Consider the following 17,272-nt stretch of genomic DNA (forward strand, 5'->3'; position numbering starts at 1 on the left):
GGCTCTCCTTCAGGCGCTGTGCTGGGAACTGCGGGGTCAGTACGGGGCGGGACGGCTCAGCCGCCCGGGTTCTCCATCCGGCCGGCGACCACGCTCTCGCCGAGCGCCGCCGTCTCCGCGTCGGTGAGCCGGTAGGTCCCCTCCGCCGTCGCGGTCATCACCACCGGGAAGATCCGCCGGCTCAGGTCAGGTCCACCGGTCGCCGTGTCGTCGTCGGCCGCGTCGTAGAGCGCCTCCACGGCCAGCCGTACCGCATCGTCCACCGAGAGCCCGGCCCGGTACCGCTTCTTCAGCGCCGACTTGGCGAACAGCGAACCGGAGCCGATCGCGTCGTAGCCGGTCTCCTCGTACGGGCCGCCGGTGACGTCGAAGCTGAAGATCCGCCCAGCCCGAGCCGGGTCCTTCGCGGCCAGGTCGAAGCCGGCGAACAGCGGGATCACGGCCAACCCCTGCATGGCCGCGCCGAGGTTGCCCCGGATCATCGAGGCGAGCCGGTTGGCCTTGCCATCGAGCGAGAGCATCGCGCCCTCGATCTTCTCGTAGTGCTCCAGCTCCACCTGGAACAGTCGCATCAGCTCGATGCCGACGCCCGCGGTACCAGCGATGCCCACCAACGAGTACGCGTCGGCCGGATGCACCTTCTCGATGTCCCGCTGCGCGATCAGGTTGCCCATGGTGGCCCGCCGGTCACCGGCCAGCACCACGCCACCGGCGGCGGAGATGGCCACGATGGTGGTGGCGTGCGGGGCCAACTCGGCCGCCATCCCCGGGGGCAGCGGCCGGCGGCCGGGCAGCATCTCGGGGGCGACCTTGCTCAGAAACGTGGTGAAGGAGGACGTCCCCGCGTTGGTGAACACATCTGGTAGACGCCCGGATGGATCAAAACCCGCTGCCACGTGGTTCCTCTCAGGTACGTGACGGCCCTGGCCAGCCTCGTCGGACTGTCACGGAACTGGCCAAGACCACCGTTGCAGTTGAAGCAGAGTATCCCGCGTACCCATCCGGTGCGATGATCGTGGTCCACATGTTCCGGATCGGGGTCACCGCAGACCGCGCAGACACCACCCTGCTCGGCCAACAGCTCGTCGACCTCTTTCTGCCCGATCCCGTACCGCCGCCGCAGGTGGTACTCGCGGGTGCCGCCGTAGAGCCGCTGGGCGGTCTCCTTGCCCCGCGCATTGTGGCAGGGTTTGCAGTAGGTGTGCCGGCCGCTGGGCCTCCGGGTCGTGGTGGGGAACTCCTCCAGCGGCTTGATCTGCTCGCAGTCCGGACACCACTTCAGACCCTGCCCCACCGGAGTCGCCGATTTCCGGGCCGGGGCGATGCCACGCTTGCGGCGGCTGGCCTCCGATCGGGCGGTTGCACACGCCTTGCAGTAGTAGGCGAGGCCATCCACACGCCGGCGGTTTCGGTGGAACTCGCTCACCGGCAGCGAGCGCTGGCACTGCGGGCATGTCTTGTTCGCCCCATCGGACGAAACGGACATATGCCCTATTCACCCCCTTTTTGGACATACCCCCTCACGAACTCTTCGGCGTTCTCCTCGAGGACGGAGTCGATCTCGTCGAGCAGGTCGTCGACGTCCTCGGTGATCTCGGCGTGCCGCTCGGCGACCTCCGGGTTCGCCTCGACGGTGACGTCCTCGACCTCTTCGCCCTGCCGGGACTTGCCCGACTGCGACTGACCGCCGCTGTCACGAGTGGCCATCGTTGCCTCCTCCACGATCTCCCTGCGATGAACTTACCTCGCGGGAGCGACGAAACGCTCACCGCGCGCCGGTTGAGACCCCAGGCGCAAAGAGCGTTCCGATCGGCCCACCGGTCAGCCGCCGGTAAGCGTCTCCAGCAGGTCCTTGGCGCTGGCGCAGCGGTCGAAGAGGGCGCCGACGTGCCGCCTGGTGCCACGCTCCGGCTCCATCATCGGCACCCGCACCAGCGACTCCCGCCCCACGTCGAAGATGACCGAGTCCCAGCTGGCAGCGACCACCTCGGAGGCGTACTGCGCCAGACAGCGGCCCCGGAAGTAGGCCCGGGTGTCCTCCGGCGGGTCGGTCATCGCCGTGCGGCTTTCCTCGTCGGTAAGCAGCGTCTTCATCGAGCCACGGGAGACCAACCGGTGGTAGAGCCCCTTCTCCGGCCGCACGTCGGAGTACTGGAGGTCGACCAGCTGGAGCTTGTGCGAGCCCCAGCCGAGCTTCTCCCGCTCCCGGTAGCCCTCCAGCAGGCGCAGCTTGGCCACCCAGTCCAGCTCGTCGGCGCAGAGCATCGGGTCACGGCCGAGCCGGTCCAGCACCGACTCCCACCGGTCCAGCACGTCTGCGGTCTGCTCGTCGACGTCGTCGCCGTAGCGGTCGGCCACGAACTCGCGCACCCGCTCCAGGTACGCCCACTGCACGTCCAGCGCGGTGAGCCGACGCCCGTCGCGCAGCCGCATCAGGTGCGCCAGGGACGGATCGTGGCTGACCGCGCGCAGCTCGCTCACGGGATCGGCGATGCCGAGGTCGGGGCCGAGCGCCTTCTCCTCGATCATGGTGAGGATCAGCGCGGTGGTGCCCACCTTCAGGTAGGTGGAGATCTCCGAGAGGTTGGCGTCGCCGATGATGACGTGCAGCCGGCGGTACTTGTCCGCGTCGGCGTGTGGCTCGTCGCGGGTGTTGATGATCGGCCGCTTGAGAGTGGTTTCGAGGCCGACCTCGACCTCGAAGAAGTCGGCGCGCTGGGAGATCTGGAAACCGCTCTGGCCGCCGTCCTGGCCGATGCCGACCCGCCCGGCACCGCAGACGATCTGTCGGGTGACGAAGAACGGCGTCAGGTACGCGACGATGTCGGCGAAGGGCGTCTGCCGGCGCATCAGGTAGTTCTCGTGCGCGCCGTAGCTGGCGCCCTTGTTGTCGGTGTTGTTCTTGTAGAGGTGGATCGGTGCGGTACCGGGGATGGTGGCGGCCCGGCGGGCCGCCTCGGCCATCACCCGCTCCCCTGCCTTGTCCCAACGGACCAGGTCACGCGGGTTGGTCACCTCTGGTGTGGAGTATTCCGGGTGGGCGTGGTCGACGTAGAGCCGCGCCCCGTTGGTGAGGATGACGTTTGCCAACCCGAGGTCGTCGTCGGCAAGCGCCTCCGCCGGGTCGTAGGCGGCACCGGAGTAGGTGAAGCCCCGGGCGTCGCGCAGCGGCGACTCCTCCTCGTAGTCCCAGCGGGCCCGGCCACCCCGGTTGAGTTCCGGGCGGGCACCATAGGCGTTCACCACCTGGGACGAGGTGACCATCGGGTTGGCACCGGCCTGACCGGGCACGGAGATGCCGTACTCGACCTCGGTACCCATGATCCGTCTTACGCTCATCGACCTACCCGCTTCGTTCGCCCGACCGTCCCCCGTCATGTCGAGCGTAGTCGCCACTGCGGCGTACGGGGGCGTGGCGGGGCGGCGCGGGTTGCGCCGATCGGTCCAGCAACGGCCCGATCCGGTACGCGCCACGCCGATCGAGCGGTGCTGCGGGTACGCGCAGGGCCCGTGACGCCTGGCGTCACGGGCCCTGGTGGCGCGCCGGTCAGAGGTACTGGCCGGTGTTGCTGGCGGTCTCGATGGAACGGCCGGCTTCGGTGCCCTTGCCGCCGGAGACGAGCGTGCGGATGTAGACGATCCGCTCGCCCTTCTTGCCGGAGATGCGGGCCCAGTCGTCCGGGTTGGTGGTGTTGGGCAGGTCCTCGTTCTCGCGGAACTCGTCGACGCAGGCGTCCAGCAGGTGCTGTAGCCGCAGCCCCTTGCGGCCGGAGGTGAGGAACTCCTTGATGGCCATCTTCTTGCCCCGGTCGACGATGTTCTGGATCATCGCGCCGGAGTTGAAGTCCTTGAAGTAGAGCACTTCCTTGTCACCGTTGGCGTAGGTGACTTCCAGGAAGCGGTTCTCCTCGGTCTCCGAGTACATCCGCAGCACCACCGCGTCGATCATGGCGGCGACCGTGGCCTGGGCGTCACCGCCGTGCTCGGCCAGGTCGTCGGCGTGCAGCGGCAGCCCGGAGAGGATGTACTTGGAGAAGATGTCCTTGGCCGCCTCGGCGTCCGGCCGCTCGATCTTGATTTTCACGTCGAGCCGGCCGGGGCGCAGGATCGCCGGGTCGATCATGTCTTCCCGGTTGGAGGCGCCGATGACGATGACGTTCTCCAGCCCCTCCACCCCGTCGATCTCGCTGAGCAGCTGCGGGACGATTGTGTTCTCCACGTCGGAGGAGACGCCGGAGCCACGGGTGCGGAAGACCGAGTCCATCTCGTCGAAGAAGACGATGACGGGCGTGCCCTCGCCGGCCTTCTCCCGGGCCCGCTGGAAGATCAGCCGGATGTGCCGCTCGGTCTCACCGACGTACTTGTTGAGCAGCTCCGGGCCTTTGATGTTGAGGAAGAAGCTGGTGTGCTTCTCCTCGCCGCGCCGCTCGGCGATCTTCTTGGCCAGCGAGTTGGCGACCGCCTTGGCGATGAGCGTCTTGCCGCAGCCCGGCGGCCCGTAGAGCAGGATGCCTTTCGGCGGGCGCAGCTGGTGCTCCCGGAACAGGTCGGCGTGCAGGAACGGCAGTTCCACCGCGTCCCGGATCTGCTCGATCTGGGAGTGCAGGCCACCGATGTCGGTGTAGTCGACATCCGGCACCTCCTCCAGAACCAGCTCCTCGACCTCGCTCTTCGGGATCCGCTCGTACGCGTACGCCGATCTGGGCTCGATCATGAGTGAGTCGCCGGCCCGGATCGCGCTGCCGATCAGGGTCTCGGCCAGGTGCACGATCCGCTCTTCGTCGGAGTGCGAGACCACCAGCGCCCGGTCCCCCGGCGCGCCGTCGGGACCCGCGAGGATCTCCTTGAGCATGACCACCTCGCCGACCCGCTCGTAGCCGAACGCGTCGACGATGTTGAGTGCGTCGTTGAGCAGGACCTCCTGGCCACGCCGCAGCTCACCCACGTCGAGCGAGGGCGAGACGGCCACGCGCAGTTTGCGCCCGCCGGTGAAGACATCGACCGTGCCGTCGTCGTGGCGGGCCAGGAAGACGCCGTAGCCACTTGGCGGCTGGGCGAGACGGTCGATCTCCTCTTTGAGCGTCACGATCTGCGCGCGAGCCTCTTTGAGGGTGCTCACGAGCCGTTCGTTGTTCTCGGTCAGCCGCGCCAACTGCGCCTGGGTGGCGGCCAGCCGCTCTTCGAGCTGCCGGACGTGTCGGGGGCTTTCGGTCAACTTGCGCCGCACCAGAGCGAGTTCCTCTTGAAGGAACGCGACCTGCGTGGAGAGATCGTGGGCCTCCTTCTCCCACCGTGCGGCGCGCGAGTCCGCGTCGTCGCTGCGTGCCACGTCCCACCTCCCCGGGGGGCTTGAACGTTCTGACCTAACACTAGCCGCTATGAGCCCGATTCGGTCCTCCGCAACGCGCCCGTCACCGAAGCTTGATCGCCAAGGGTGGGTTGGCGGGCGGGTACCGGCATTCGGGTACCGTCGGGGGGTGGGACGGGAGAACATGGGGGGTGCACCGGTGGCCGAGGTCGCGACCGACCAGCTCGAGGTCTGGGTGGACCAGGATCTCTGCACGGGCGACGGGCTCTGTGTGCAGTACGCACCGGAGGTCTTCGAGTTCGACGTCGATGGACTGGCGTACGTCAAGGGCCCCGACGGTGAGCTGCGGCAGGCACCCGGGCAGCGGGTGGCGGTTCCGGAGCACCTGCGCCTTGAGGTGATCGACTCGGCGAAGGAGTGCCCGGGCGAGTGCATCCACGTGGTCCGGGGCAGCGACGGCGTCGAGGTGGCCGGACCGGACGCCGAGGACTGACCGCGCCGCGCACCTGCGCCCGCCACCTGAGCGCGCCGACGACCTGCGCTCGTCCGCGACCTGACCGCGTCGCCGCGACCTGAGCTCGCTGGCGACCGAGGTGCGCGGGCGCGACCGCCAGCTACAGCAGTGGGCGACCGACCACCGAGGCGACCAGCCGGGCGAACTCCTCCAACCGGGCGATCTGACCGGCGCCGCCGTCGTCGAGGGTCTTGCCGAAACGCAACGCGTCGTGCCGGGGCGCGCCGGCCGCCTCCTCGCTGGGTGGGGTTTCGTCAAGCGAGGTCAGCAGCAGGTAGACGTCGATGCTGTCGACCCGGATCTCGCCGTTGTCATGCCGGAACAGCCGGCGACGGCAGCCGACCTCGGTGACCGAGGAGACCGGCACCACACGCAGCGACGAGGTCATCGAGCCGGGCGGCCCCTCCCCCGCCGGCACGTCCTCGCCGTGCCAGAGCACCAGCCGGCTGCCGTCGCAGACGACAACCTCCTGCCACACCCCGTTCACCTCGTTGACGAAGCGTTCCAGGGTGAACCCGAGCACGGACGCCCCGCGCAGCACGCCGCCGAGCGCCTCCAGCGCGACGTCCGGATCACGCAGGTAGGCCCGGGCCGCCGATTCGAGATCGGTGTAGGGCGACCAGTCGGGAAAAACGGCGGGCAGGTCACCTCCGCCGAATCCAGGACGGCTCATGCCGTCACCTCGCTCCGCTCGGCACCGACCTGGGCCTGGAGGATCAGCCCGTTCACGCCCAGCCGCCCCAATCCGCCGTCACGGCCTGTCCGCCTCCTGCGTCGCCTCGGGTTGCGTCACGTCGCTCGTCGCCTGCCGGGCCGCCTCCGCCTCGCGCAGCGCCTGCCGCCGTTGCGCGTACGCCTCGGTGCCCTTGCTGGGTTTGCGCCGACGCGGCGGGGCGGTGACCCCCGGTGCGAGCTTACGCGCGGAGACGAGGAAGGCGGTGTGGGCGATCATCCGGTGGTCGGGGCGCACCGCCAGCCCTTCGGCGTGCCAGTCGCGCACCAGCGACTCCCAGGCCCGCGGCTCGGTCCAGCCGCCCCGCTCGCGCAGCGCCTCGACCAGCTCGGAGAGCTGCGGCGTAGTGGCCACGTAGCCGATGAACACCCCGCCGGGCAGCAGGGCACGCTCGACCATGTCGAGGTTCTCCCACGGGGTCAGCATGTCCAGGATGATCCGGTCGAAACCGGTCTCCGGGCACCCGGCCACGTCGCCCACGTGCAGCCGCCAGGCCGGGTGCGGCCCGTTGAAGAACGCCTCGACGTTGCGCCGGGCGATCTGGGCGAAGTCGTCGCGCAGCTCGTAGGAGTGCAGTTCGCCCTCGGTGCCGACCGCGCGCAGCAGCGAGCAGCTCAGCGCGCCGGAGCCGGCGCCGGCCTCGAGCACCCTGGCGCCGGGGAAGATGTCGCCCATGGCGACGATCTGCGCCGCGTCCTTGGGATAGATGACCTGGGCGCCGCGGGGCATGGAGAGCACGTAGTCGGAGAGCAGGGGGCGCAACGCCAGGAACGCGGTGCCGCCGCCGGAGGTGGTGACCACGCTGCCGTCGGGCAGGCCGATCAGCGCGTCGTGTTCGAGGATGCCCCGGTGGGTGTGGAACGCCTTGCCCGGTTCCAGGGTGACCGTGTGCATCCGACCCTTGGGGTCGGTCAGCTGCACCCGGTCACCGGGACGGAACGGCCCACGGCGTACGGCGGGCAATTCCGGTGTCTCGGCGGGCACGTCGGTGCCCGGGGCGGCCGGGGTCGAGTGGGTCACGGTCACGTGTTCATCTTCCGGTGAGGTTCGAGCAGTTGAGCCAGATCCGCGATGTGCAGAATGCCGACGACATCTTCGCCTGCCGTCACGAGGTACTGCGCGCCCGGGTGGGCCTGTACGGTCTCCAGCACCTGTTCCCCGCTTGTCGCCACCGGCATCCTCGGCAGCTCGCCGACGGAGCGGGCGACCATGTCGACGGCGAGCCAGGGGCGCCGTTCCGGCGGTACGGCCGCCGCGGCGGCCGGGTCGACCACGGCCACCGGCCGGCCGGCGGAATCGGCCACCAGCAGCGCGACGGGATGACTCGTCGTCGCCTCCGCCTCGGTGCCCCGGCGCTGCGCCTCGGCCAACGGGGTGCCGGAGGGCACCACCAGGGTCGGGCGGGCCAGTCGGGCCAGGTCGACCAGGGGCAGCCGGCGGCTGATCCGGGACAGCCTGATCGACTGGCCGGCGCCGTGCCACAGCGTCAGCGCGACCAGCGCCGTCAACGGCAGCGCAAGCAGGCTGAGCACGTCGATCGCGTAGAGCAGGACGACCGCGAGGGCGGTGCCGACCGCGACGATCCGACCGGTCCAGCCGGCCACCTCGGTGGCCCGGTGCCGGTCCCGGGTCAGTGCCCAGAGCACGGCGCGCAGGGCCCGCCCGCCGTCCAGTGGCAGTCCGGGCAGAATGTTGAACAGCGCGACGATGATGTTGCTCGCGGCCAGCTGGAAGGCGAGTTGGTCGGCCACCGTACGGTCCGGCAGGGCCAGCACCGCGGCGACCGCGGCCACGCCGAGCACCGCGGAGACCGCCGGGCCGGCCAGCGAGACCAGCAGGTCCACCCGGGGCGAGGGCGCGTCCCGGTCCATCTCGGTGTACCCGCCGAGCAGTTCCAGCGTGATCCCCCGCACACCGATGCCGAAATGCCGGGCGGTGAGGGCGTGGCCGAGTTCGTGGGCCAGTACGGAGCCGAGCAGCGTGACGACGAAGCCGGCACCGACCAGATAGCCGCCGGCCGGGGAGAGCTGCAACCGCTGACCGGCCAGTTCGCCGTAGAGCACGATGATCAGCAGGGCGAGCAGCAGGATCGAGGCGTTCAGGTAGAGCGGCACCCCGAAGACCCGACCCACCTGGAAGCCGGGACGCCGGGCCGGCCGCGATCGGCTGCTGCGCTCCATCGGGCTGATGCTACGCGGCGGGAGATCACGTACCGGTGCGGCGCTGGCCGTCCTGTCACACCGGTGCCCTACTCTTCCGGGCATGACGGCGGATCCGGTGATCAGTACGCAGACTCCGACTCCGACGCAGTTGTCGGCCACGGTGCGGGCCTCGCTGTCCCCGTCGCGGGCCGCCGATTTCAAGACCTGCCCGCTGCTCTACCGCTTCCGCAGCATCGACCGGTTGCCCGAGCGACCCACCGTCGAGCAGGCCCGAGGCACGCTTGTGCACGCCGTGCTGGAGCGACTGTTCGACCTGCCGGCGGCGGGGCGCACCCCGGAGGCCGCCGGTGACCTGGTCGCCCCGCAGTGGGACCGGCTCGTCACCGAGCAGCCGGAGCTGGCCGGGCTGTTCGCCGACACCGATCCGGCGGAGTTCCTGCGCTCGGCGGCGGCGCTGCTGGACGGGTACTTCACGGTGGAGGATCCGCGCCGGCTGGAGCCCGCCGAGCGGGAGGCCCTGATCTCCGCCGTGGTCGACGACGAGTTGCTGATCCGGGGCTACCTGGATCGGCTCGACGTGGCACCGGACGGCGCGCTGCGGGTGGTGGATTACAAGACCGGCGGGGCACCGCGCGAGGCGTTCGAGGCCCGCGCGTTGTTCCAGCTGAAGTTCTACGCGCTGGTGCTGTGGCGCACCCGGGGCGTGGTCCCCCGGGTGCTGCGCCTGCTCTACCTCAAGGACGCCGAGGTGTGCGACTACACCCCGGACGCCGAGGAGTTGGTGCGTTTCGAGCGCACGGTGGTGGCGCTGTGGCGGGCGATCGAGCAGGCGACCGCCACGCGGGACTTCCGGCCCAGGCCGAGCCGGCTCTGCGACTGGTGCAGCCACCAGGAACACTGTCCCAGCTACGGCGGCACCCCGCCGCCCTTCCCGGAGCAGGTGCCGGCGGCGGACCCGCTGCGCGACGCCCGGTCCCGGCCGGCACAGCCCGGCGCCGACGAGTGAGTCTCATCCCCAGGGATGAGATCGGACTCACCGCGCAAGACGATCTTTCGGCGACGGCGGCGGCTAGCGTCGGTGCGTGGGTACGGAGCTGAGGGAGTGGCTGCGCCACCGTCCGCTGGCCGGTGACGCGCTGCTGGCCGTCGGGCTGCTCCTGGGCGAGGTGGTGTTCACCCTGCTCACCCCACGGGAGTTCTGGCCCCGGTCGCTGCCGACGGCGCTGGGGTGGAGCCTGGTCTGCGCCGCACCGGTGCTGCTGCGCCGGGTGGCGCCGTGGGTCGCCGTGCTGGCCGCGTTGGCGACCCTGGCCCTGCCGGTCGCGCTGGAGGTGGCGCCGGCCGCGCAGAGCTTCACCTTCGTCGTGCTCACCTACACGCTTGCCGCATACCATCCGGTGCGCCCGGCGCTGCTGACCGCGGTGCTGCTCTGGGTGCCGGTGGCGGTGGCCAACACGCTTGTGTCGCCCGAGATCCTGCCGCAGATCAGCGCGGCCTACCTGGTGGCGAACAACCTGTTGGTGGGGATCGTGTCGTTCTCGGTGGGGCGCACGGTGCACGCCCGGCGGTCCTCCACCGAGGCGCTGCGGGAGCGGGCCCGGATCGCCGAGGCCAACCAGCGTGCCCTGGCCGACCAGGCGGTCGCCGACGAGCGGCGGCGCATCGCCCGGGAGTTGCACGATGTGGTGGCGCACCACGTCAGCGTGATGGGGGTGCTGGCCACCGGGGTCCGGCGGGTGCTGCGCCGCGATCCGGACGCCGCCGACGAGGCGATCGGCACCATCGAGGAGACCAGCCGGGCCACTCTGCGGGAGCTGCGCCGGCTGCTCGACGTGCTGCGTACCGAGGCGGAGCCAGCGGCCGACCTGGCACCGCAACCGGGCATCGCCGGCATCGAGGCGCTGACCGAGCAGGTCCGCGACGCCGGGTTGCCGGTGACGTTGACGGTGCAGGGCACGCCGGGGCCGCTGGAGGAGGGCGAGGCGTTGACCGTGTACCGGATCGTGCAGGAGGCGCTGACCAATGCGCTCAAGCACGCCGGCACGGCCACCGCGCAGGTTCGGGTGAGTTTCGCCGACAACGCCCTCGAGGTCGAGGTCACCGACACCGGTCGGGGGCCGTCGCCGCAACGCCCCCAGCAACTCGGACACGGCCTGGTCGGGATGCGGGAGCGGGTCGCCCTCTACGGTGGTGTCCTACGCACCGGAGCGCGGCCCGGCGGTGGCTACCGGGTGTACGCGCGGATCCCGGTGGAGCCGCTGGCCGACAGCGTCACCTGGGAGGACTGAATGCTCGACCCGTCCGCGCCGGCTCGACCGGTGCGCATCCTGCTCGCCGACGACCAGCCGCTGCTGCGCACCGGGTTCCGGATGGTGTTGGGCGCCGAGCCGGACCTGGACATCGTGGCCGAGGCGGGCGACGGGGTGGAGGCGGTCGAGTTGTCCCGCCGGCTGCTGCCCGACGTCGTGCTGATGGACATCCGGATGCCTCGGATGGACGGGGTGACCGCCACCCGGGCCATCGTCGACGCCCGGTTGCCGGTGCGGGTGCTCATCCTGACCACCTTCGACCTGGACGAGTACGTGGTGGGCGCGCTGCGGGCCGGGGCGAGTGGCTTCCTGGCCAAGGACGTGCCGGCCGAGGACCTGGTCACCGCGATCCACACGGTGGCCGGTGGTGACGCGGTGGTGGCCCCGCGGATCCTGCGCCGGCTGCTGGACCGCTTCGCCGACGTGCTGCCCGATCCGGCGGCATCGCCGCCGAAGGCGCTCAGCACACTCACCGAGCGCGAACGGGAGGTGCTGGTGCAGGTCGCCCGGGGCCTGTCCAACGCCGAGATCGCCCGGGCGCTGTCGGTGAGCGAAACCACGATCAAGACCCATGTCGGGCATGTGCTGACCAAGCTCGGCTTGCGGGACCGGGTGCAGGCGGTGGTGCTGGCGTACGAGACAGGGCTGGTCCGGCCCGGGGCGTAACGCGCCCGTTGCATCCCTCACGTACCGTGACGATCAGGTGCGTAAGACGGTTGACCTCCTCGTGGTGAGAAGCGATTGACTCTCTCGCGGGGAGAGGGTCGATGATCGTTTGACGTCGGCCGTGACGCGGTCGGCGTGTGGTCGGGGACAACCCTGACTCCGGGTGGGGGGTACCCGCAGCCGGAATTCCGCCCCGGCTCCACCCGGAGTCGGACGGATCCTTGCTGAACAGCACCGATGATGGACTCGCGCCGGACCAGCGGGGGCGGTGCGATTCGACAGCGACGGAGAGGTACGTGACGTGACCGCTACGACAGGTCAGCCGGCATCGGCGGCAGCTCGGGCGAACGAGGTGTGGAAGGTGTACGGCAGCGGCGAGGCTCAGGTCATCGCGCTGCGGGGGGTAAGCGCCGAGTTCGAACGTGGCCGGTTCACGGCGATCATGGGTCCGTCCGGGTCCGGCAAGTCGACGCTCATGCACTGCCTGGCCGGGCTGGACACGGTGACCCGGGGGACGGTGCAGGTCGGCGAGACCACCGTCACCGGTCTGGGCGACGCTGGCCTGACGAAGCTGCGCCGGGACAAGGTCGGCTTCATCTTCCAGCAGTTCAACCTGCTGCCCACGCTTACCGCCAAGGAGAACATCCTGCTGCCGCTGTCGATCGCCGGTCGTAAGCCGGATCCGGCCTGGTACGACACCGTGATCGACACGGTCGGGCTGCGGGACCGGCTGGACCACCGGCCGGCGCAGCTCTCCGGCGGCCAGCAGCAGCGGGTGGCGTGCGCGCGGGCGTTGGTGGCCCGCCCTGAGGTGATCTTCGCCGACGAGCCGACCGGGAACCTGGACTCGCGTGCCGGCGCCGAGGTGCTCAACTTCCTGCGCAACTCGGTGCGGGAGCACGGCCAGACCATCGTCATGGTCACCCACGACCCGACGGCGGCCGCGTACGCCGACCGGGTGGTCTTCCTCGCCGACGGGCAGATCGTCTCGGAGCTGATCGAGCCGACCGCCGACACGGTGCTGGACACGATGAAGAAGCTGGACGCTCCCGCCGAGGTGGCCGGCTGATGTTCCGGGCGACTTTGAAGAGCCTGCTGGCCCGCAAGGTCCGGCTGGTGCTGTCCGGCATGGCGGTGGTGCTCGGCGTCATGTTCGTCGCCGGCGCCTTCGTGCTCACCGACACCCTCGGCCGCACCTTCGACCAGATCTTCGCCGAGGCGTACGAGGAAGTCGACGTCAACGTGGCCGCGAAGCCGAAGCTCACGGTCAACGAGATGGAGGGCGAGCAACTCGGCACGCCCTTCCCGGCGACCATGGTGGAGAACATCCAGGCGGTGCCCGGGGTGGCCGAGGCCACCGGCGTGGTGGCCGCCGACGGTGCCCGGATGATCGGCAGCAACGGCAAGGTGGTCGGCTCGTTCGGGCCGCCGCAGCTGGGCGGCAACTGGCTCGGCGAGAGCGACCTGGTGCAGCTGCGCGAGGGCCGCGAGCCCCGGGCCGACGACGAAATCGTGATCAACAAGGGGCTGGCGGACGCGGGCAAGGTGGCCGTCGGTGACCGGGTGGGCGTACTCACCCTGGGGCCGCGCGAGGACTTCACAATCGTCGGAGTCTTCGGCTACAGCGGTGACCGGGACTCCATGGGCGGCGCCAACGAGGTGATGTTCACGACGCCGGCCGCCCAGCGGTTGATGCTCGGCGAGCCGGACGTCTTCAACAGCGTCGTGGTGACCGCGGCGTCGGGCGTCTCCAACGAGTCGCTGCGCGACGCGGTGGCCGCCGCGATCGGCGACGACTACGTGGTCAAGACCGGTGAGCAGCTCTCTGCCGACGCCGCCGCCGGGCTGAAGGAGGCACTTACCTTCTTCAACCGGATTCTGCTCGGCTTCGCCGCGGTGGCGCTGCTGGTCGGCACGTTCCTGATCCTGAACACCTTCTCGATCATCGTGGCGCAGCGCACCCGGGAGCTGGCGCTGCTGCGGGCGGTCGGGGCCAGCGGCCGGCAGATCATCGGCTCGGTGGTGCTGGAGGCGGTCGCGGTCGGCCTGATCGCCTCGGTGCTCGGCCTGGCCGCCGGCATCGGGGTCGGCGCCCTGCTGGCGTACCTGTTCAGCACGATCTCGGGTGGGTTGACCCTGGCCGGGGTGGGCGTACCCGCGGTGGCGGTGATCGCCGCGTTCGCGGTCGGCCTGGTGATCACGGTGCTGGCGGCGCTGCTGCCGGCGCTGCGCGCCGCGCGGATCCCTCCGATCGCGGCGATGCAGGACGTGGCCACCCTGGACCGGCCGCTCACCAAGATCACGGTCGCCGGGGCGCTGGTGACCGCGGTCGGCACGGTCCTGCTCTTCCTCGGCCTGGGTGGTCACGCGGGTGGCAACACCCTGGCCACCATCCTCGGTGGCGTGCTCTTCTCGTTCATCGGGGTGGCCCTGCTGACGCCGCTGATCAGCAAGCCGGTGGTGGCGGCGCTCGGCGCGATCTTCTCCGGTTGGGTGCCGGGCCGGCTGGGCCGGCTCAACTCGGGTCGCAACCCGCGCCGGACGGCGATCACCGCCGCCGCACTGATGGTCGGCATCGCCCTGGTCACCGGGATCACGGTGATCCTGGACTCGGCCAAGAGCAGCATCAGCGGCCTGGCCAGGGAGACCGTCAAGGCCGAACTGGTGATCGCCGGGACGCAGACCGGTCCCCGTCCGCCGACGTTCGACCCGGCGGTGCTGGACGAGGCGAAGGCGATCCCCGGGGTACGTGTCGCCGACGGGCTCTACGGCGACATGGCCCTGGTCGACGACGAGCGCACCTACGTCGGAGCCGTGACGGAACCGTCGGCGCTGCGCCAGCTCTACAGTCTGACCGCGACGGCCGGTGACATCGACCGGCTGGCACCGGGTCAGCTGCTGGTAAGCGTGGACACCGCGCAGGACCGTGGCCTGTCGGTCGGTTCGACCACCTCGATGCAGTTGGCCCGGGGTGGCGTGAACACCTACACGGTGACCGGCATCTTCGAGGATTCCCCGCTGTTCACCGGCGTACAGATGGTGGTGCCGGCCGAGGCCGCCCGCGACTTCACCATTCCGCAGCCCATCCAGGGCTTCATCCAGTTGGCGCCGGGCGCCACGGTCGCCGAGGTGCAGCCGCAGGTCGAGGCGCTGCTGGCGGACAGCCCGGAGGTGTCGGTGGTCGACCTCAACGCCTTCATCGAGCAGCAGAGCGGGCAGCTCGACGGACTGCTCACGATGATCCAGATCCTGCTGGCGCTGGCCATCGTGATCGCCGTGCTCGGCATCATCAACACCCTGGCCCTGTCGGTGCTGGAACGCACCCGTGAGCTGGGTCTGCTGCGTGCCATCGGCCTGCGCCGGTCGCAGACCATGGGCATGATCACCGTGGAGGCGGTAGTCATCTCGGTGTTCGGTGCGCTGCTCGGGGTGGTCGTCGGCAGCGGTCTGGGTGCGGCGGTGGTCGAGGCGCTGAAGGACGAGGGGATCACCGAGTTGGTGCTGCCCTGGGGTCAGATGGGGCTCTTCCTCGGCCTTGCCGCGCTGATCGGCGTGGTCGCCGCGGTGCTGCCGGCGATCCGCGCCGCCCGGATCAACGTGCTGGGCGCCATCGCCCACGACTGAGGTGCCGGCGAGGGCACCTGGTCAACGCCGCGTGCATCGGAAGGGCCCCTGGTCGACGCCAGGGGCCCTTCCAGTGGCCGCGTTCAAACAGAGCTGCGGTGCAGCAGCCCGGCCAGCAGTTCCAGGTCCACCGCGAGCAGGCTCTCCAACTGGTGGACGCCGTCGCGGGGCGCCAGCGGCACCTCGGCCGGTACCGCCAGCACCGCCGCCCCGGCCGCGACCGCGCTGGCCACTCCGGTCGGCGAGTCCTCGATCGCCACGCAGCGCTCGATCGGGACGCCGAGCAGCCGGGCGGCGGTGAGGTACGGCTCCGGGTGCGGCTTGGTCGAGTCGACCTCGTCGCCGCAGACCACCACGTCGAAGCTCTGCCGTCCCAGGGTGTCCAGCGCGATCTCGACCACTGCCCGGCCGCTGGAGGTCACCAGCGCGGTCGGAATCCCCGCCTGGCGCACCGCGCCGAGCAGCGCCAGCGCCCCCGGGCGCCACTGCAACCCGGTCCGGAACAGTTCCAGGATCCGGGCGTTCACCCATTCCGCGCTGACCTCGGGATCGCGGTGCGGCTGGCCCAGGTCGTCGTGCAGGATGCGCATCGACTCGGCCATCGCGGTGCCGACGATCGCGCGGCGCGCGGCGTCGGAGAGGGTCCCGCCGTACGTCTGGGCGAGTTCGGCCAACGCGACGTCCCAGAGTCGTTCGCTGTCGACCAGAGTGCCGTCCATGTCGAAGAGCACGGCGGCGGGATGGCGGTTGGTCACGATCCTCCTCGGCTGGCGGTGGCGACCTTCCTGACCGGCCGGGCACCTACGGCTACCCGGCCGATCCTGTCAGCCGGGCCGCGACCGGCACCGGGCGGTGCCGCCCGCAGTGACCTGCGTCAACTCAGGCCGCAGGCGGACAGCGACCGCTCGTAGCCCCGGAAGAACGCCTCGGCGCGCTGCTCCGGGGTGCCGTGCGAGCCTTCGGCGAACCACGGCTGGCCGGGGTCGTCGCCGACGGCCAGCAGCCCCTCGTTGAACTCCTCCAGGTCGCCGTCGTCGAGCGTGAGCCGTCCGGCGCGGACCGAGTCACCGAGGTACGCCCCGGCCATGCAGTCGGCCTGCAACTCCTGCTGGATGGTGAAGTTGTAGCGGATGCCGAGGCGAGTCTGCACGCCGTGGGCGTACTCGTGACCGAGCAGGTAGAACACGAACGCGTCGCCGATCTGCCGGAACGCGCCGAAGGACCAGTTGATGTCGTACGCGATGAAGTCGCTCACCGTGCAGTAGACCGCGTTGTTGCGCGGCACCTCCTGCCCGCCGCAGGAGATCTCCCCGTCGCGCTGGTACGGGATGACCCGTCGGATCGGACGGAAGGAGGAGCCCTCGAACTGCTCCGCCCAATACTGCTCGGCGAGCCGCTGGGCATCGGCCATGTCCTGCTGGAACTCCTCGACGGTGTCGGTGCCGTCGGCCCGGGTCACCTCGCCGCTCGGCGACGCCGGCTGTCGCGGTTCGGTCGGGGCCGCGGGGCCGTCGACCGGCTCCACCATGCAGGCGGCGGCCGCCACCAGCGCCACCACAAGGCCGGCCAGCCTCCCCTGACGTCGCCCTCGCCCAGCTACCGCCACCGCATCCTCCCGCCCTCGGCGCTGCCGGATCCAGTACCCCGACGGTACGGCCGTCACGCCCTTCGCCGTCTGCTACGGGCTACCGGGCCAACCGGTTCAGACCGAGGCGGACAGGTCGGCCGGTAGGGTCGCCATCGGGTGCGGCCGGTCGGGGTCCGGTCCGGCCGGGCGGCTCCGACGTCTCTGGTGACCGGCACCGTGCGGCGCCGGAGGCGAAGGAGACACCCGAGGTTCTCGCCGGCTACCCGGTGGACCTGCTGCGGGGCACGGCGCCGCAGCGCTGGTGCGGCGCTACGGCCACTTCGACGCCGCCGAGGACGCCACCCAGGGTCAGGGGCCGGCGGCGGGTC

General features: G+C 70.7%; 17 protein-coding genes. 7 read left to right on the plus strand and 10 right to left on the minus strand.

Going from position 1 to position 17,272, the window contains the following annotated elements; genetic code table 11:
- Positions 1–56: 56 nt before the first annotated feature.
- From prcB to dop, 4 genes are all read right to left on the minus strand, one after another.
- A complete protein-coding gene (gene prcB / locus QQG74_RS17930; protein WP_341715921.1) occupies positions 57–896 on the minus strand; it encodes a proteasome subunit beta in 840 nt (279 codons plus the stop codon).
- On the minus strand, positions 815–1,294 hold the full coding sequence (locus tag QQG74_RS17935; RefSeq protein WP_341715922.1) for an endonuclease VII domain-containing protein: 480 nt from the start codon (positions 1,292–1,294) through the stop codon (positions 815–817). The genes prcB and QQG74_RS17935 overlap by 82 nt, the downstream gene beginning before the upstream one ends.
- 197 nt (positions 1,295–1,491) lie before the next feature.
- Positions 1,492–1,707: a ubiquitin-like protein Pup gene (locus QQG74_RS17940; RefSeq protein WP_092380345.1), complete on the minus strand. Its 216-nt coding sequence runs from the start codon at positions 1,705–1,707 to the stop codon at positions 1,492–1,494.
- A 114-nt stretch (positions 1,708–1,821) separates the two neighbouring features.
- Complete coding sequence (gene dop / locus QQG74_RS17945; protein ID WP_341715923.1) at positions 1,822–3,339, minus strand: depupylase/deamidase Dop; 1,518 nt, start codon at positions 3,337–3,339, stop codon at positions 1,822–1,824.
- Between the two features lie 37 nt (positions 3,340–3,376).
- On the opposite strand from dop, the gene QQG74_RS17950 reads away from it, so the two are divergent.
- Positions 3,377–3,514 (plus strand): hypothetical protein, encoded by a 138-nt coding sequence (locus QQG74_RS17950; RefSeq protein WP_341715924.1) that lies wholly within the window; start codon positions 3,377–3,379, stop codon positions 3,512–3,514.
- 33 nt (positions 3,515–3,547) lie between these two features.
- Here the strand turns inward: QQG74_RS17950 and arc are convergent, their stop codons facing one another.
- Positions 3,548–5,329, minus strand: coding sequence for a proteasome ATPase (gene arc / locus QQG74_RS17955; RefSeq protein ID WP_341715925.1), 1,782 nt, complete (start codon positions 5,327–5,329; stop codon positions 3,548–3,550).
- Between the two features lie 178 nt (positions 5,330–5,507).
- Between arc and QQG74_RS17960 the strand changes: the two genes are divergently transcribed.
- On the plus strand, positions 5,508–5,801 hold the full coding sequence (locus QQG74_RS17960; RefSeq protein ID WP_341721270.1) for a ferredoxin: 294 nt from the start codon (positions 5,508–5,510) through the stop codon (positions 5,799–5,801).
- A 121-nt stretch (positions 5,802–5,922) separates the two neighbouring features.
- On the opposite strand, the gene QQG74_RS17965 is transcribed toward QQG74_RS17960, so the two are convergent.
- The 3 genes from QQG74_RS17965 to QQG74_RS17975 all read right to left on the minus strand — a co-directional run bounded on the left by QQG74_RS17965 (position 5,923) and on the right by QQG74_RS17975 (position 8,735).
- Positions 5,923–6,495 (minus strand): hypothetical protein, encoded by a 573-nt coding sequence (locus QQG74_RS17965; RefSeq protein WP_341715926.1) that lies wholly within the window; start codon positions 6,493–6,495, stop codon positions 5,923–5,925.
- Positions 6,496–6,573: 78 nt separating this feature from the next.
- On the minus strand, positions 6,574–7,539 hold the full coding sequence (locus QQG74_RS17970) for a tRNA (adenine-N1)-methyltransferase (protein ID WP_341721271.1): 966 nt from the start codon (positions 7,537–7,539) through the stop codon (positions 6,574–6,576).
- Positions 7,540–7,577: 38 nt separating this feature from the next.
- Positions 7,578–8,735 carry a M50 family metallopeptidase gene (locus QQG74_RS17975; RefSeq protein WP_341715927.1) on the minus strand — a complete coding sequence of 386 codons (1,158 nt, stop codon included), beginning with the start codon at positions 8,733–8,735 and terminating at the stop codon, positions 7,578–7,580.
- A gap of 82 nt (positions 8,736–8,817) precedes the next feature.
- Here QQG74_RS17975 and QQG74_RS17980 point away from each other — a divergent pair, with 82 nt between their 5' ends.
- From QQG74_RS17980 to QQG74_RS18000, 5 genes are all read left to right on the plus strand, one after another.
- Positions 8,818–9,723: a RecB family exonuclease gene (locus QQG74_RS17980; RefSeq protein WP_341715928.1), complete on the plus strand. Its 906-nt coding sequence runs from the start codon at positions 8,818–8,820 to the stop codon at positions 9,721–9,723.
- A 76-nt stretch (positions 9,724–9,799) separates the two neighbouring features.
- Positions 9,800–11,005 (plus strand): sensor histidine kinase, encoded by a 1,206-nt coding sequence (locus QQG74_RS17985; protein ID WP_341715929.1) that lies wholly within the window; start codon positions 9,800–9,802, stop codon positions 11,003–11,005.
- Entirely contained in the window at positions 11,006–11,692 is a 687-nt protein-coding gene (locus QQG74_RS17990) for a response regulator transcription factor (RefSeq protein ID WP_341715930.1), read from the plus strand.
- Between the two features lie 301 nt (positions 11,693–11,993).
- A complete protein-coding gene (locus QQG74_RS17995) occupies positions 11,994–12,761 on the plus strand; it encodes an ABC transporter ATP-binding protein (protein ID WP_341715931.1) in 768 nt (255 codons plus the stop codon).
- On the plus strand, positions 12,761–15,316 hold the full coding sequence (locus QQG74_RS18000; RefSeq protein WP_341715932.1) for an FtsX-like permease family protein: 2,556 nt from the start codon (positions 12,761–12,763) through the stop codon (positions 15,314–15,316). Before QQG74_RS17995 ends, QQG74_RS18000 begins: the two co-directional genes overlap by 1 nt.
- An 83-nt stretch (positions 15,317–15,399) precedes the next feature.
- Here the strand turns inward: QQG74_RS18000 and QQG74_RS18005 are convergent, their stop codons facing one another.
- Both QQG74_RS18005 and QQG74_RS18010 read right to left on the minus strand, forming a co-directional pair.
- Positions 15,400–16,047 carry an HAD family phosphatase gene (locus tag QQG74_RS18005; RefSeq protein ID WP_341721272.1) on the minus strand — a complete coding sequence of 216 codons (648 nt, stop codon included), beginning with the start codon at positions 16,045–16,047 and terminating at the stop codon, positions 15,400–15,402.
- Positions 16,048–16,190: 143 nt separating this feature from the next.
- Positions 16,191–16,952 (minus strand): neutral zinc metallopeptidase, encoded by a 762-nt coding sequence (locus tag QQG74_RS18010; protein WP_341721273.1) that lies wholly within the window; start codon positions 16,950–16,952, stop codon positions 16,191–16,193.
- Positions 16,953–17,272: the final 320 nt, after the last annotated feature.

It is taken from the genome of Micromonospora sp. FIMYZ51 (assembly GCF_038246755.1).
Lineage (GTDB): Bacteria > Actinomycetota > Actinomycetes > Mycobacteriales > Micromonosporaceae > Micromonospora.

Excerpts from the sequence above, each read along its gene's own strand:
- QQG74_RS17940 (WP_092380345.1), bottom strand. The coding sequence starts at position 1,707 with ATGGCCACTCGTGACAGCGGCGGTCAGTCGCAGTCGGGCAAGTCCCGG.
- dop (WP_341715923.1), bottom strand. The coding sequence starts at position 3,339 with ATGAGCGTAAGACGGATCATGGGTACCGAGGTCGAGTACGGCATCTCC.
- QQG74_RS17950 (WP_341715924.1), top strand. The coding sequence starts at position 3,377 with ATGTCGAGCGTAGTCGCCACTGCGGCGTACGGGGGCGTGGCGGGGCGG.
- QQG74_RS17965 (WP_341715926.1), bottom strand. The coding sequence starts at position 6,495 with ATGAGCCGTCCTGGATTCGGCGGAGGTGACCTGCCCGCCGTTTTTCCC.
- QQG74_RS17975 (WP_341715927.1), bottom strand. The coding sequence starts at position 8,735 with ATGGAGCGCAGCAGCCGATCGCGGCCGGCCCGGCGTCCCGGCTTCCAG.
- QQG74_RS17980 (WP_341715928.1), top strand. The coding sequence starts at position 8,818 with ATGACGGCGGATCCGGTGATCAGTACGCAGACTCCGACTCCGACGCAG.
- QQG74_RS17990 (WP_341715930.1), top strand. The coding sequence starts at position 11,006 with ATGCTCGACCCGTCCGCGCCGGCTCGACCGGTGCGCATCCTGCTCGCC.
- QQG74_RS18000 (WP_341715932.1), top strand. The coding sequence starts at position 12,761 with ATGTTCCGGGCGACTTTGAAGAGCCTGCTGGCCCGCAAGGTCCGGCTG.